The sequence below is a fragment of the Mesorhizobium sp. DCY119 genome (assembly GCF_003590645.1).
Classification (GTDB): Bacteria; Pseudomonadota; Alphaproteobacteria; order Rhizobiales; family Rhizobiaceae; genus Mesorhizobium_M.
The window spans coordinates 142,661-155,580 of record NZ_CP031834.1; the positions used below are offsets into that span (position 1 = coordinate 142,661).

Below are 12,920 nucleotides of genomic sequence, written 5' to 3' on the forward strand. Positions count from 1 at the left end.
CGGTGACCTCCCGCCCTGGTGTGGTAGCCAGGGACCCGAGGGCCCGACACAGGTCGGCGTGGAACGAGCACGGCGCAAATGCCACTGCCCAAAACCATGCGGAGAACCCGCGGCGTCTTGTCCATGGAATGTACATGGAGCGGGCGTTGTGACCGGCCGACTTCGGGACAGACACCGAGACGGGCGCGGAAGTCGCGCCACGTACTAAACATTAGGAAGGCACGGCCAAGCGCCCCGCTTCCCGATCTTTGACAATGGCCAGATGCGAAAGCAGGCGTGGCGATGAACAGGTGCGTCCTTCGAGGCTCCCCTTCGACAAGCTCAGGATCGCACCTCAGGATGAGGGAGGGTGTGCCGGCAGAAGCCCCTTTTCATGAAGGGTAGGAACGTCTCAGGATCAGGAATAGCGCCAACCTCCCTCATCCTGAGGTGCGAGCAGAGCGAGCCTCGAAGGACGCGCCGGAATGCACCGGGGACAGGGCGTGGCGATGATGAAGTGCGCCTCTCCTTCTCCCCTTGTGGGAGAAGGAAGGGTGCAGCCTCAGCCCTACGGCCTTCTGAATCCCGTCGGCCCGCCATAGAGATAGCCGATGCGGGCGATGGCTTCTTTGAGTCCCTCGCGCGAAACCATCATGGTGTGGCCGTTGGCGTGGATCATGTTCTCCGTGTCGGTCATGATGGCGACGTGGCCTTTCCAGAAGACCAGGTCGCCGCGCCGCAGGCCCGAAAAATCTGGCCCGACGTCAAGCGGTTCGCCGAGCCCCGCCGCCTGCATGTCGGAATCGCGCAGCACGTCCCTGCCTGTCATGCGCATGGCCAGCTGGACAAGGCCCGAGCAATCGATGCCGAAGCCGGACACGCCGCCCCAGAGATAGGGCGTGCCGATGAACATCTCGGCGACGCTGACATAGTCGGCGGCAAATTCGCCGATCGGGCGCAGGTGGCCGGCGATCATCCCCTCGCCCGACGCCAGCACAGAATAGACCGTGCCGCGCGTTTCGGCGGCCCCGGTGACCGTGACCGTCGATCCCATCGACAGGTCGGCGGTGCGGGGGAAGCGCAGGTCCGGCCCCGGATAGACGAAGGTTCGCGCCACCGAAACGATATGCGTCGGCACGGCGTCGCGAGAAATCAGGGCCGTATCAGTGACATAGCCGACATAGCCGTCGCGCTCGGCCTGCACCCAGGCCCAGCCCTCTGCCTCCTCGAACACCGTAACATCGTCGCCAAGCAGCAGTTGCGTGTTGACGCCGGCGTCCGGCCGCGGCGCCTTTCGCATATCGGCAACCGGCACCGATATGCGCGCCGGCCTGCCGGACACGAAGCGCTCGGCTGAAACCTCGCCCTGCAGCCGGGCATCGGCAAGATCGGCACGGAAGGCATGCAGGCGGGCATCGTGGGCGGTCAAAGCGGCAACTCCATTGCTTTGGCAATGATAGCATCGCCCAGCCGCTCGACATAGAGCGCGCCCTCGATCGTGCGCTTGATCAGCACGTTGCGCTTGTCGAGTTCGTCGCGGTGGCGCGACACCAGCTTCATCGCGCCCATCGTGTCGAGGGCGCGGGTGATCACCGGCTTGGTGACGTTGAGCTTCGCGGCAAGGCCACGCACCGTGTGCGGCGGCGGATCGAGATAGATCGTGAGCAGGATCGCCGCCTGGCGCACGGTCAGATCAGGCGCATCGTCGCGCACTTCGAAGAGCATGACCTGCTGCCAAAGCCGCAAAGCCTGGCTGGGACGCAAATGGACTGACATCGCGCCAGCATGACGGCAAAACGTTTCGGTTCCGTTTCAGCCCGGCAAGAAGCGGCTCTGTTCCGGCTCAGCCGTAGCGATCCGAAATCACCTTCTCCAGCGCGCGAATCGCCTGCGCCTCACCGCCTGCCGGGCCATAGGACCGGTCAGCCGGGTTCCAGGCGTAGATGTCGAAATGCGCCCAGCTTGCCGCCTTCTCGACGAAGCGCTGGAGGAACAGGGCCGCCGTGATCGAGCCGGCGAAACCGTCAGCGGTGACGTTGTTGATGTCGGCGACCTTGGACGACAGCTTGGCATCGTAGGGCTTCCACAGCGGCATGCGCCACAGCGGGTCCTCGACGGAGAGAGCCGCCGCGGCAAGATCGGCGGCAAGCGCATCGTCGCCGGTGTAGAAGGGCGGCAGATCCGGCCCGAGCGCGACGCGAGCAGCGCCCGTCAGTGTCGCCATGTCGACCAAAAGCTGCGGCTCTTCTTCGTCGGCCAGCGCCAGCGCATCGGCCAGCACCAGCCGGCCCTCGGCGTCGGTGTTGCCGATCTCCACGGTGATTCCCTTGCGGCCGGTCAGGATGTCGCTCGGCCGGAAGGCATTCGCCGAGATGGCGTTCTCAACCGCGGGGATGAGCACGCGCAGGCGAACCTTCAGGCCGGCACTCATGATCATCGAGGCAAGGCCGAGCACATTGGCGGCACCGCCCATGTCCTTCTTCATCAGCAGCATGCCGCTCGAAGGCTTGATGTCGAGGCCACCGGTGTCGAAGCAGACGCCCTTGCCGACCAGCGTCACCTTGGGTGCATTCTTCTCGCCCCAGACGATGTCGATGAGACGCGGCGCTTCCGCCGAGGCGCGGCCAACGGCGTGGATCATCGGGAAATTCTGCTTCAGCAGATCATCACCCTTGATGACCTCGATCTTTGCCTTGTGCTTCTTGGCCAGCTTGCGCGCGGCAGCCTCCAGCGCGTCCGGTCCCATGTCGTTGGTCGGCGTGTTGACCAGATCGCGGGTCAGGAAGACGCCCTCCGCGATGCGGCTGACCTGTTCGAGGTCGGCGCCGGCGGGGAGTGAAAACCGCAGTTCCTTGCCGGGTTTCTTGCCGTAGCGGGTGAAGACGTAACCGCCGAGAACGAGGGCGAGCGACGCAAGCGCCGGGTTGCCGGGCGACGACGCAAAATGCCAGTCGCCTTCCGGCAGCGCCTTGGCAAGCGCGCCGATGGCAAGCGCGCCGTTGCTGTCGTCCGCCTTGCCGAGACCGAACAGCGCGCCGGCGATAGCACCGTCGGCGCCGGGAAGCACCAGCGTGCGGCCGGCCTCGCCCGAGAACCCGTTATGCTTGGCCCAGGCACTGGCCGCCGGATCAAGGCCTGCGGCTTCAAGCTCGCCCTTGGCGACGAGGTGGACCGGGTTCGAGTGCTTCAGCTTCTTCTCGGTGAGGTCGAGCGGCATGCGTGGTTCCTTGACTGTTCGACGGCGGCGCGAGCGGTTTTTTAACCGTCCGTTAGGGTTAACAGAATATTTCTCCAGAGGGGAAAGATGGCCGAAGCGTGGCCATCGATACGGATGGAGACGTGAGCCGATGTTGACCAATCACTCGCCGAACGCAACCGGGAAAAGGCTGGCGACGGCCGCTTTGCTTCTGGCACTCGCTGCAAGCGTCGCCGGCTGCGCCACCGACAGGATGACGACCGGCTCCGTGTCGCGCGCCTCCGGCAAGTCGGTGGACACCATGTCGTCAACCGAGCTTGGTTATGCCTCGGCCTCTCTCGGCCAAGCCTACACCAAGAACGTCAACGACAAGACCACGGCCCTGCGTTACGCCAGCGTGCTGCAGATGAACGGCCAGTCGGATCAGGCTTTGGCCGTCATGCGCAAGCTCGCCATCGCGCTGCCCAGGGACCGCGACGTGCTCGCCGCTTATGGCAAGGCGCTGGCTTCCGTCGGCCAGTTCGAACCGGCGCTGGACGCTGTGCGCCGCGCACAGACGCCTGAATATCCGGACTGGAAGCTGGTTTCGGCGGAAGGTGCGATCCTCGACCAGCTCGGCCAGTCCGACCAGGCGCGCCAGCTCTATCGCAAGGCGATGGACCTGAAGCCGAACGAGCCGTCGATCCTGTCCAACCTCGGCATGTCCTACGTGCTGTCCGGCGATCTCAAGACCGCCGAGACCTATATGCGTTCGGCATCCTCCGCGCCCGGCGCCGACAGCCGCGTGCGCCAGAACCTCGCTCTCGTCGTCGGCCTCCAGGGCCGCTTCCAGGAAGCCGAGCAGATCGCCCAGCAGGAACTGTCGCCCGAGCAGGCGCAGGCCAACGTCGCCTATCTGCGCAACATGCTGGCGCAGCAGAACGCCTGGAACCAGATCAAGAACGAAGACAAGAAGAAGCCGTCGACGAACTGAGCCGCGACGTCCAAACCGCCTTGCAAAGACCGCGCAGCATCTGTGCGGTCTTTAGTTTTTAGTGCGGAGTTTTCAGAAGATGCCGCGCTCGCTGACCTGAATGCCGGCGGGGCCGAGGATGACGGCAAACAGCACCGGAAGGAAGAAAAGGATCATCGGCACGGTGAGCTTCGGCGGCAGGGCTGCTGCTTTCTTTTCGGCGGCGTTCATGCGCATGTCGCGGCTTTCGCTGGCCAGAACGCGCAGGGCGTGAGCGATCGGCGTGCCGTAACGCTCGGCCTGGATCAGCGCCTGTGACACCGACTTGACCGATTCAAGACCCGAGCGGCTGGCAAGGTTTTCATAGGCCTGCCTGCGCTCCTGAAGATAGGAAAGCTCGGCATTGGTTAGTATCAGTTCCTCGGCCAGTTCCACCGACTGCGTGCCGATCTCGTCGGCTACGCGGCGGATCGCTGCCTCGATGGACATGCCGGATTCAACGCAGATCAGCATCAGGTCGAGTGCGTCCGGCCATGCCATCTGGATCGACTTCTTGCGCTTGGTGGCGCGGTTGTTGACGTAAAGGATCGGCGCGTAGAAGCCGGCATAGGCCACCAGAATGCACACGAACAGCTTCACGAAAGGTGGCTGATCCGGCAGACCGCCGAGAACGAGAATATAGACGCCGGCCATTATGAAGCCGACAAATGGGAGAACCAGCCGGAAGAACAGGAACTTGGTCAGAGGATTTTGACCGCGGAAGCCGGCGATCTTCAGCTTGTTCAGCGTGCCCTCATCAACCAGCGCGCGCTTGAGGTCCAGCCGCTCGACGATGTTGCGCATGCCGATCGATTGTTCTTCACGCAAGCCCTTGCGGCGGCGATCGGCTTCGGCGGCAAGGCGCATGCGCTGCTTGGCACGCAGTTCGTCGCGCTCCAGCGCCACGGACTTCATACGCGACTTCAGCGTATTGCCGCTCAGCGCCGGCAGTGCGGTGAAAATGGTCGCAAAGACCGCAACCCCCACCAGCAGGGCGATGAGGAAGGACGGATCGGTCAGGGCCTTGACGACTTGGTCGGTCATATCAGTCTAAACCTCGAAATCCATCATCTTGCGCATCACGAAAATGCCGATCGACATCCAGAAACCGGAAACACCCAGAATGAGATGGCCGGTGCTCGTGGTGAAGAGCGGCATGATATAGGCCGGGCTCGACAGGTAGACGAGGAAGGCAACGATAAACGGCAAGGCGCCGATGATGACGGCCGACGCCTTGGCTTCCATGGACAGCGCCTGCACCTTGGCCTTCATTTTCTTGCGGTCGCGCAGAACCTTCGAAAGGTTGCCCAGCGCTTCCGACAGATTGCCGCCGGCCTGGCTCTGGATCTGGATCACGATGCCGAAGAACCCGGCCTCCGGACAAGGCATGGTTTCGCCCATGCGCAATGCGGCGTCGGGGATGGACAGGCCGACCTGCTGCGCCTCGACGATGCGGCGGAACTCAGTCTTTACCGGTTCCGGCGATTCATTGGCGATAAGGCGAATGCCGTCATTGAGCGGCAGGCCGGACTTGACTGCGCGGACGATAACGTCGAGCGCGTTGGGAAATTCATTCAGAAACGCCTTGACCCGGCGCGCCCGCAGGAAGGAAACGAACCAGCGCGGAACACCGAACGCGCCGGCAAGCAGTGCGCCGGGCAGGACGAAAAGCGGAGCGCCAAGCATGTAGGTGGCGATGGTCAGCACAAGGCCGCAGATCACCGAATAGACATAGAACCTCTCGACCGTGACCTGCAGCCCCGCCTGCCGCAACTGGATGCGCAAAGGCGGCTTCTTGGTATTCTTGTTGTTGGCTTTCTGCTTTTCGTCGAGTTCCTTGAGCGAGTCCTGAACGGATTTGCGGCGCTTGGCGGCTTCGCTCACCCGATCCCGCGCAGCTTTCACGACAGACCGATCGGTCTCGGCGGCTTTGATTGTGTCGAGCCGCTTGCCAACGTTCTTCTCGTTTTCGATCGACTTGAACAGAAAGGCATAAGCGACCGCGCCGGCGCTGACGCCGGCCAGAAGAATGAAGATCAATACGGTGCTGTCTATGCCGAACATGCGGTTTTCGTCTCTCAGTCAGCCCGCTTTTCCATGGCTTCCAGTGCAGTTGCCAGGCGCTGCTCCTCGCCGTAATAGCGCGCGCGATCCCAGAAATGCGGGCGCCCGATTCCCGTCGAGACATGCTCGCCGAGCAGCCGTCCCGAGGCGTCCTCGCCCTTGATGTTGTAGAGGATCAGATCCTGCGTGATGATGACATCGCCTTCCATGCCGATCACTTCGGTAACGTGGGTGATACGGCGCGAACCGTCGCGCAGGCGGGCAGCCTGGATGATGATATCGACCGAGCCGACGACGATTTCGCGCACGGTCTTCTGCGGCAGCGTATAGCCGCCCATGGCGATCATCGATTCGATACGGTTGAGGCATTCTCGCGGCGAATTGGAGTGGATCGTGCCCATCGAGCCGTCATGGCCGGTGTTCATCGCCTGCAGGAGATCGAAGACCTCCGGTCCGCGCACTTCGCCGACGATGATGCGTTCGGGCCGCATGCGCAGGCAGTTCTTGACCAGGTCGCGCATGGTCACCTCGCCCTCGCCCTCCAGGTTCGGCGGGCGCGTTTCGAGGCGCACGACATGCGGCTGCTGCAATTGAAGCTCGGCCGAGTCTTCGCAGGTGATGACGCGCTCGTCGCGATCGACATAGTTGGTGAGGCAATTGAGCAGCGTCGTCTTGCCGGAGCCGGTGCCGCCCGAAATGATGACATTGCAGCGGACGCGGCCGATGATCTTCAGCACCTCCGCGCCTTCCGGCGAAATCGCCCCGAAGCGGACGAGTTGGTCGAGGGTGAGCTTGTCCTTCTTGAACTTGCGGATGGTGAGCGCGGTGCCGTCTATGGACAGCGGCGGCGCGATGACATTGACGCGCGAGCCGTCGGGAAGGCGCGCGTCGCAGATCGGCGAGCTCTCGTCCACGCGGCGGCCGACCTGGCTGACGATGCGCTGGCAGATGTTGAGAAGCTGCTGGTTGTCGCGGAAACGAATGCCCGTCTGCTCGACCTTGCCGTTGACTTCGATAAAGACCTGCTTGGCGCCGTTGACCATGATGTCGGCGATGTCGTCGCGGGCCAGAAGCGGCTCCAGCGGACCATAGCCCAGAACGTCGTTGCAGATGTCCTCGAGCAGCTCTTCCTGCTCGGAAATCGACATCGCGAAGTTCTTGATCGCGATGATATCATTGACGATATCACGGATTTCCTCGCGTGCGCTGTCGGGATCGAGCTTGGCCAACTGCGACAGGTCGATCGTGTCGATCAGCGCGGAAAAGACCTGCGACTTGGTATCGTAGTAGCTCTCGCTGCGTTCGCGTGGCGCCTTGCGCGGCTCTGGCGCAAGTGGCGGCGCTTCGACCGGGCGGCGCGCCGGTGCGGCAGACGTCCGTGCCTCGACGACCGGTGGCGGCGGAGCGGCAAGGATGACGCCAGCCGACGGCGCCACCGCTGCAGGTGAGCGGAACTCGGGCTTGGCCCGGCTTCCATCTTCATTGCCTCTTTTACCGAACATGCTCGACTACCGATCCGCTGCCTGACAATTATTTCTTGCGCTTGAGCCTGCCGAGAAGGCCCCCCAGACCGGCTTTTTTCCTGGACTTGATCTCGCTTCTGCCGGTCAGGACATGGGACATGTCGTTGATGATCTGCACGATCGGATTTTTCGCATCCATCTCGCCGAGCATCCGGCCATTGTTGGAAGCGTTGCCGAAGAGCAGCGGATCAAAGGGAATGACGGCCATCGGCGTGATGCCGAGCGGCTCGGCGAAATCCGACGCCGAGATCTCCGGCCGTTTCGGCACACCTGCCTGATTGAGAATGAGCTTCGGCGGCCCGTCATTGGGGCGAAGCTTCTTCAGCATGTCGATAAGGTTCTTGGTGTTGCGCAGATTGGCCAGTTCCGGCGTCGCCGTGATGACGATATCGTCGGCCTTCATCAGCGTGTTCTTCGACCAGCCGCTCCAGATATGGGGAACGTCGAGCACCAGAAGCGGCGCACTGCGTTGTGCGGTATCGATGATCTGGGCAAAGGCTTCCGGATCGAAATCATAGACGCGGTCGAGCGTGGACGGTGCTGCGAGAAGCGAAAGCCGTTCGGCGCATTGCGCCAGCAGGCGGTCGAGATAGACCTCGTCGATGCGCTCGGGCGCGAAGACAGCCTCGGCGATGCCTTGCGCCGGGTCCTGATCGAAATTGATGTTGGCGGTGCCGAAGGCGAGGTCGAGATCGGCCACCATCACTTCCGAGCTGAACAGCGTCGACATGCTCCAGGCGATGTTGTGCGCTATGGTCGAGGAGCCGACACCGCCCTTGGCGCCGATAAAGGCGATGGAGCGCCCGATGGGTTCGGCTTCGGGATCGACGAACAGCGAGGAGATGACGCTGACGATATCGACCATCGAGATCGGAGCGACGACATATTCGGAAATGCCCGACCGAATCAGCTCGCGATAAAGGCCCACATCGTTGTAGTGGCCGATGATCACGACCTTGGAACTTGGGTCGCAATATTCCGAAAGCTCCTGCAGCGATTGCAGCAGTGCCTTGGGCTCGCTGCGCGATTCCAGGATGATGAGGTTGGGCGTCGGGGCCGTCTGGTAGAACTCGATAGCCGTCGCCACGCCACCCATGTGAACTTTGAGATGGGCCTTGGCCATGCGGCGATCCTCGCCGGCACGCTCGATCGGGCCTGCGATGCTGTCGGTTTCGCAAAAGGCCTGGATCGAGATGCGCGGAACCGGCCGCATCGCGCTCATGGCGGCCACGTCCTGCTGAGCAGCGTCGCCACCGTCGGGGTTGGTGTCGTAAGCCAGGTTGTTCATGACCATTTTCTTTCCAAGACCCTTACTGGCTGTATTCCACTTCGGAGTTTCTCAGGAACTCGTTCGAAATATCCCTGTCGCGATAGACATCGATCACATTGCCCCGATTTGCGGCGTCGATTTCGCTCGGCTGGCGCGGCCCGAGAAGATCGGCCGGATTGGCGATCTGCGCGGCGAGATTGTTCTGATAGGAGCAGCCGAAATTCGCGTAGTGCTTGTTATCGCTGGTATCAGCAATGTCGGCAGGCCAGCGACCGCACGGACCGGTCTGGGCCTGCATCGCCGTATAGGTCACCCGTATCGGCGCCGAGGCCTCTATCGAAGACGGCTGATAGGGCGAAACGATGATGCGGCTTTCATGAACACCTCTAGACCGCGCGAAGCGTGCGAAGTCTCGTGCAGCATCAGTGGCTGCCACTGCATTCGGTGTTCCGGAAGGGGTCAAAATGGTGAGAACGGGTGCTGCACTCCGGTCATAATTGGCCAGGAACCCCTGCAGAGCCACACGCTGAACACGCGTCATGCCGCGCTCGCTGGCGCCGACGGGCAGGTCGAGCACCTGCTCCTTCTCGGCAATCACGATCGGATGATTGGTGCGATAGTCGTCCGGGATTGCGCCGACGGTGATGCTGTCGCGCTTTGCGGCGCAGCCGGCAAGCAGTGCGACCGCGATCGCGGCGAGCACCGGTCGCACTATCCACGCGCGGCGAGGGTGCCCAACCTCAGTGGTGATGCTGGTATCAAACGTTGCCTTTTCCATGCCCCGTTTCCCCGATCATTTGTAAATGTAGCCGACGACGCCGTGATAGCGGCCGTTCGGTCTGTTGGTCTGCATGGTGCCGTAAACGCGATTGACCTTGCCGAGGAACATCCCGGCGCCGTCGCTGGCGGCATTGAAATTGTCATCCGGCTTGGCGAGCGCGTTGCGGGCAACCGGCTTGGAAAGATAGGGCGTGATGATGATGACGAGTTCGGTCTCGTTGCGCACGAAATCCCGGCTGCGGAACAAGGTGCCGAGCACCGGAATCTTCGATAGGCCAGGCAGGCCATTGACCGCCTGGCGAACGTCATCGCGCACCAGGCCGGCGATCATCATCGAGCCGCCGGAAGGCAATTCGACGGTCGTGTCGGCAAGGCGCTTGCGGATGGAAATCAAGTTTGTGCCGATCATCGTGCTCGTTCCCCCCATCTGGACCGAACCTTCGTTTGTCGGCTCCGAAACAGAAGTTCGTACCTTCAAGCTGATACGACCCGGAGAAAGAACTACCGGCTGAAACTCTAGCCCAATACCGTATTCGAGCTTTTCCACTTTGTAAGCGACCGTACCGGTCTGATTCTCGTCAGAAACCGCATTTGTACGCTCGGTCACAAGATTAAATTCACCGCCGACCTTGAAAGTTGCTTTTTCACCCGAGACAGCCGTAAGCGTTGGTTCGGCGAGCGTTTTCATCACACCCGACTGTTCCATCGCGTTAATGTAGGCCTTAAGCATCGAGGTACCGATCTCAGCACCGCCCTGAGAAAGTGGCTTTCCTAACCCGAAAGCATTATCGCCGATGGCGCCCCATGTAATACCGTTGCTATCGCCCCCGGCGATCATGTTGACGCCGAGCTGCTTCATGACATTGCGGCTGACTTCGGCCACCGTGACCTTCAGCGTGACCTGATCCTCGCCGATGATCTGGAGGAGGTTGACGATCTTGCTGACGCGGCGTTCGGAGTCCGGATTGTTGATGTCAACGCCGCCGTAGGTGGAGCCGCCCGTCGCGGTTTGCGCATACTGGCCGGTCGTGGCTTCACCGCCCGAGACGAAAATCCCGGCAAGCTCGGCCGCGCGCTTTGCGTCCAGCGGCGTTTCGACGGTGCCGGTGAGGACGACGTTGTCGTTTATCAGTTCGACCTTGATCTCTGAGCCGGGAATGAAGCGCTTGATGTAATCTTCGAGACCGGCAACGTCGCGTTCGACTGCAAGCTCCAGGCTGACGATCTGTTCGCCGTTCGCGCCGAAGACGAAGATGTTGGTTTCGCCGACCGCCTTGCCGAAGAGATAGATGCGGCGTGCGGTGCGGGTGACGGCATCGGCGACCGCCGGGTTCGCAACGAGAATGTCATAAGCATCGGCTGGCAGGTCGATGACGATCGACTTGTTGAGGCCGAGCTTGACCCGCTGGTTTTCGCGCGTGGAAGATCCGACCTGCGCCTTGCCCGCTGCCTGGGCAACCGCGACGCCTTCCAGGCCCGCAGTGCCAAACAGCATCGCAAAGCTCGTGGCCAGCGTGACCGCGTGCCTCAAGGCACGTGTTCCAATGGCGGGATTTGACTTGCTCGAGCTCATTTCCTGGCTCCCACTTCGGTCACTTCGCCCGACTTGATCAGGCGTATGGTGCCGCGCCGACCATTTCCCGAAACGAGGTAGTCGGCCTCGTCGCCCGCTTTTTCCTGCGCATCGGCAACCGAGCGCAGGGAAAGGGTCAGCCGATCCGCCATCTGCTGGGCGACCGTTATGATCTCGGCCTGCTGCGGGGTCAGTTCGAGCGTTGCGGTCTCGCCAACCTTCACGCGCCGGCCTTCCTCGTCTTCCTGGATAGCCTGGTCGATCGCCAGGATCTTGATGTTCCTGAGGATGGTCTCGGTGATGAAGCCGGAGCCGGAATTGCTGGCGTCGGCGCGGCGGGTCATGATCACGTCGACGAAATCGTTGGGCAGAATGAAGCCGCCAGCCGAGGTATCGGCTGCGATGCGTGTGGCGATGGCGCGGGTGCCGGATGGCAGGATTGACGACATGAAGCTCTGGCCTTCGCCGACCAGCTTGGAGCGCCGCAGCGGCTCGCCGCTATACATGGCGACACGCGCCAGGGACGCCTTCAGCTTGTCGAGGGCTTCAGGCTCGGCTGCGCGTGTCACGAAGTTGGCATTGACGTTGTCAGCCGGCCAGGATTGCCAGGAAAGACGATCGCCCACCACCTCGCCCATCGGCACGTCGCCGGACAGGACGAGCACGTCGGCGAGCTGGATTGCAGGCTGCTGCGGGCCGGATTCGACCGCGATTTCCTGCGGCGGCGTCGCCATGTTCTTGGCAACGTAACCCGCGCCGCCTGCAGCGGCGACCGCCACGCTCAATATAATCAGTCTGGATGCAACCATTCGTCCAAACCTCGCCCTTTGCAACCCTCATAGCCAAGGCGGAGATTGCACAGCCAATCGTCAAATTAAGGTTAATGGATTGCTTATGGTCGTGATTAATTTAGTGTTTACGCAAGTAAGAGCTCTGGGCACAAACACTCCGTGCAACGGATTGTTTCGAGCCGTTGCGTCAGACAGTAGGTACAGGGAATTTACTTTGCGGCGAGCTGCCCCAACGCCCAGACCATCAGCGGGGAGCCCGGATAGGCAATCAGCCCGCCAAGCCCAAGCGCAATGCCGTAGGGGACGCCGACCGACTTATCGGCAAAGTTTCGCAGGAACATGTTCCTGGAACTGAACAGAGCCAATCCCGAGGCCCGGAAGCTCAGTATGGCTATCGTCAGCAAGCCGCCTAGAAAGGCGGATATGACGAGATATTCGACGAGATGCGTGCTCAGGCCCATCCACAAAGCGGTCGCAGCCAGCAGTTTCGCGTCGCCGCCGCCCATCCCGCCCAGGGCAAACAGGGCAAAGGTCACCAGCAATACGATGCCGCCTGCGGCGAAGTGCAGTCCGTAGGCCGCCCAGTCCATGCCGGTCAGTGGCGCCACGATGGCAAAGACGATCACGAGAACGATCGACACCGTGTTGGCGATCGTCATCGACAGCATGTCGGAGATTGCCGCGAAGAGCATGCAGAAAGGAAAGACGACGAAGATCAGTGCTTCAAGCATCGGCGCCACGCACGAAGTGAGT

The 12,920-nt window shown here is 62.0% G+C and carries 12 protein-coding genes; 1 reads left to right on the forward strand and 11 read right to left on the reverse strand.

The features are described from left to right. Window positions 1–547: 547 nt before the first annotated feature. From DZG07_RS00700 to DZG07_RS00710, 3 genes are all read right to left on the reverse strand, one after another. Window positions 548–1,408, reverse strand: a complete 861-nt coding sequence (locus tag DZG07_RS00700) for an NlpC/P60 family protein (RefSeq protein WP_119813565.1) — start codon at window positions 1,406–1,408, stop codon at window positions 548–550. Beyond that, window positions 1,405–1,755, reverse strand: coding sequence for a MarR family transcriptional regulator (locus tag DZG07_RS00705; protein WP_119813567.1), 351 nt, complete (start codon window positions 1,753–1,755; stop codon window positions 1,405–1,407). The genes DZG07_RS00700 and DZG07_RS00705 overlap by 4 nt, the downstream gene beginning before the upstream one ends. 67 nt (window positions 1,756–1,822) lie before the next feature. Further along, complete coding sequence (locus tag DZG07_RS00710; protein ID WP_119813569.1) at window positions 1,823–3,196, reverse strand: leucyl aminopeptidase family protein; 1,374 nt, start codon at window positions 3,194–3,196, stop codon at window positions 1,823–1,825. Between the two features lie 130 nt (window positions 3,197–3,326). On the opposite strand from DZG07_RS00710, the gene DZG07_RS00715 reads away from it, so the two are divergent. After that, entirely contained in the window at window positions 3,327–4,148 is an 822-nt protein-coding gene (locus tag DZG07_RS00715) for a tetratricopeptide repeat protein (protein ID WP_091911160.1), read from the forward strand. Window positions 4,149–4,220: 72 nt separating this feature from the next. Here DZG07_RS00715 and DZG07_RS00720 read toward each other — a convergent pair whose 3' ends face one another. The 8 genes from DZG07_RS00720 to DZG07_RS00755 form a co-directional block, all read right to left on the reverse strand. Then, complete coding sequence (locus DZG07_RS00720) at window positions 4,221–5,210, reverse strand: type II secretion system F family protein (protein ID WP_091911161.1); 990 nt, start codon at window positions 5,208–5,210, stop codon at window positions 4,221–4,223. Between the two features lie 6 nt (window positions 5,211–5,216). After that, the gene (locus DZG07_RS00725; RefSeq protein ID WP_091911163.1) at window positions 5,217–6,230 is read right to left on the reverse strand and encodes a type II secretion system F family protein; all 1,014 of its coding nucleotides are present in this window, start codon (window positions 6,228–6,230) and stop codon (window positions 5,217–5,219) included. 14 nt (window positions 6,231–6,244) lie between these two features. Beyond that, the gene (locus tag DZG07_RS00730; protein WP_119813571.1) at window positions 6,245–7,732 is read right to left on the reverse strand and encodes a CpaF family protein; all 1,488 of its coding nucleotides are present in this window, start codon (window positions 7,730–7,732) and stop codon (window positions 6,245–6,247) included. A 28-nt stretch (window positions 7,733–7,760) separates the two neighbouring features. Then, window positions 7,761–9,041, reverse strand: coding sequence for a CpaE family protein (locus tag DZG07_RS00735; protein WP_197716897.1), 1,281 nt, complete (start codon window positions 9,039–9,041; stop codon window positions 7,761–7,763). A gap of 22 nt (window positions 9,042–9,063) precedes the next feature. Beyond that, window positions 9,064–9,801 (reverse strand): CpaD family pilus assembly protein, encoded by a 738-nt coding sequence (locus DZG07_RS00740; protein ID WP_119813575.1) that lies wholly within the window; start codon window positions 9,799–9,801, stop codon window positions 9,064–9,066. A 15-nt stretch (window positions 9,802–9,816) separates the two neighbouring features. Next, complete coding sequence (locus DZG07_RS00745; RefSeq protein WP_119821272.1) at window positions 9,817–11,298, reverse strand: type II and III secretion system protein family protein; 1,482 nt, start codon at window positions 11,296–11,298, stop codon at window positions 9,817–9,819. Window positions 11,299–11,372: 74 nt separating this feature from the next. Next, the gene (gene cpaB / locus DZG07_RS00750) at window positions 11,373–12,185 is read right to left on the reverse strand and encodes a Flp pilus assembly protein CpaB (RefSeq protein WP_119813577.1); all 813 of its coding nucleotides are present in this window, start codon (window positions 12,183–12,185) and stop codon (window positions 11,373–11,375) included. A 191-nt stretch (window positions 12,186–12,376) separates the two neighbouring features. Continuing rightward, window positions 12,377–12,898: a prepilin peptidase gene (locus DZG07_RS00755; protein WP_119813579.1), complete on the reverse strand. Its 522-nt coding sequence runs from the start codon at window positions 12,896–12,898 to the stop codon at window positions 12,377–12,379. Between the last annotated feature and the right edge of the window lie 22 nt (window positions 12,899–12,920).

Excerpts from the sequence above, each read along its gene's own strand:
- DZG07_RS00705 (WP_119813567.1), bottom strand. The coding sequence starts at position 1,755 with ATGTCAGTCCATTTGCGTCCCAGCCAGGCTTTGCGGCTTTGGCAGCAG.
- DZG07_RS00710 (WP_119813569.1), bottom strand. The coding sequence starts at position 3,196 with ATGCCGCTCGACCTCACCGAGAAGAAGCTGAAGCACTCGAACCCGGTC.
- DZG07_RS00715 (WP_091911160.1), top strand. The coding sequence starts at position 3,327 with ATGTTGACCAATCACTCGCCGAACGCAACCGGGAAAAGGCTGGCGACG.
- DZG07_RS00720 (WP_091911161.1), bottom strand. The coding sequence starts at position 5,210 with ATGACCGACCAAGTCGTCAAGGCCCTGACCGATCCGTCCTTCCTCATC.
- DZG07_RS00725 (WP_091911163.1), bottom strand. The coding sequence starts at position 6,230 with ATGTTCGGCATAGACAGCACCGTATTGATCTTCATTCTTCTGGCCGGC.
- DZG07_RS00730 (WP_119813571.1), bottom strand. The coding sequence starts at position 7,732 with ATGTTCGGTAAAAGAGGCAATGAAGATGGAAGCCGGGCCAAGCCCGAG.
- DZG07_RS00735 (WP_197716897.1), bottom strand. The coding sequence starts at position 9,041 with ATGAACAACCTGGCTTACGACACCAACCCCGACGGTGGCGACGCTGCT.
- DZG07_RS00740 (WP_119813575.1), bottom strand. The coding sequence starts at position 9,801 with ATGGAAAAGGCAACGTTTGATACCAGCATCACCACTGAGGTTGGGCAC.
- DZG07_RS00745 (WP_119821272.1), bottom strand. The coding sequence starts at position 11,298 with ATGCTGTTTGGCACTGCGGGCCTGGAAGGCGTCGCGGTTGCCCAGGCA.
- cpaB (WP_119813577.1), bottom strand. The coding sequence starts at position 12,185 with ATGGTTGCATCCAGACTGATTATATTGAGCGTGGCGGTCGCCGCTGCA.
- DZG07_RS00755 (WP_119813579.1), bottom strand. The coding sequence starts at position 12,898 with ATGCTTGAAGCACTGATCTTCGTCGTCTTTCCTTTCTGCATGCTCTTC.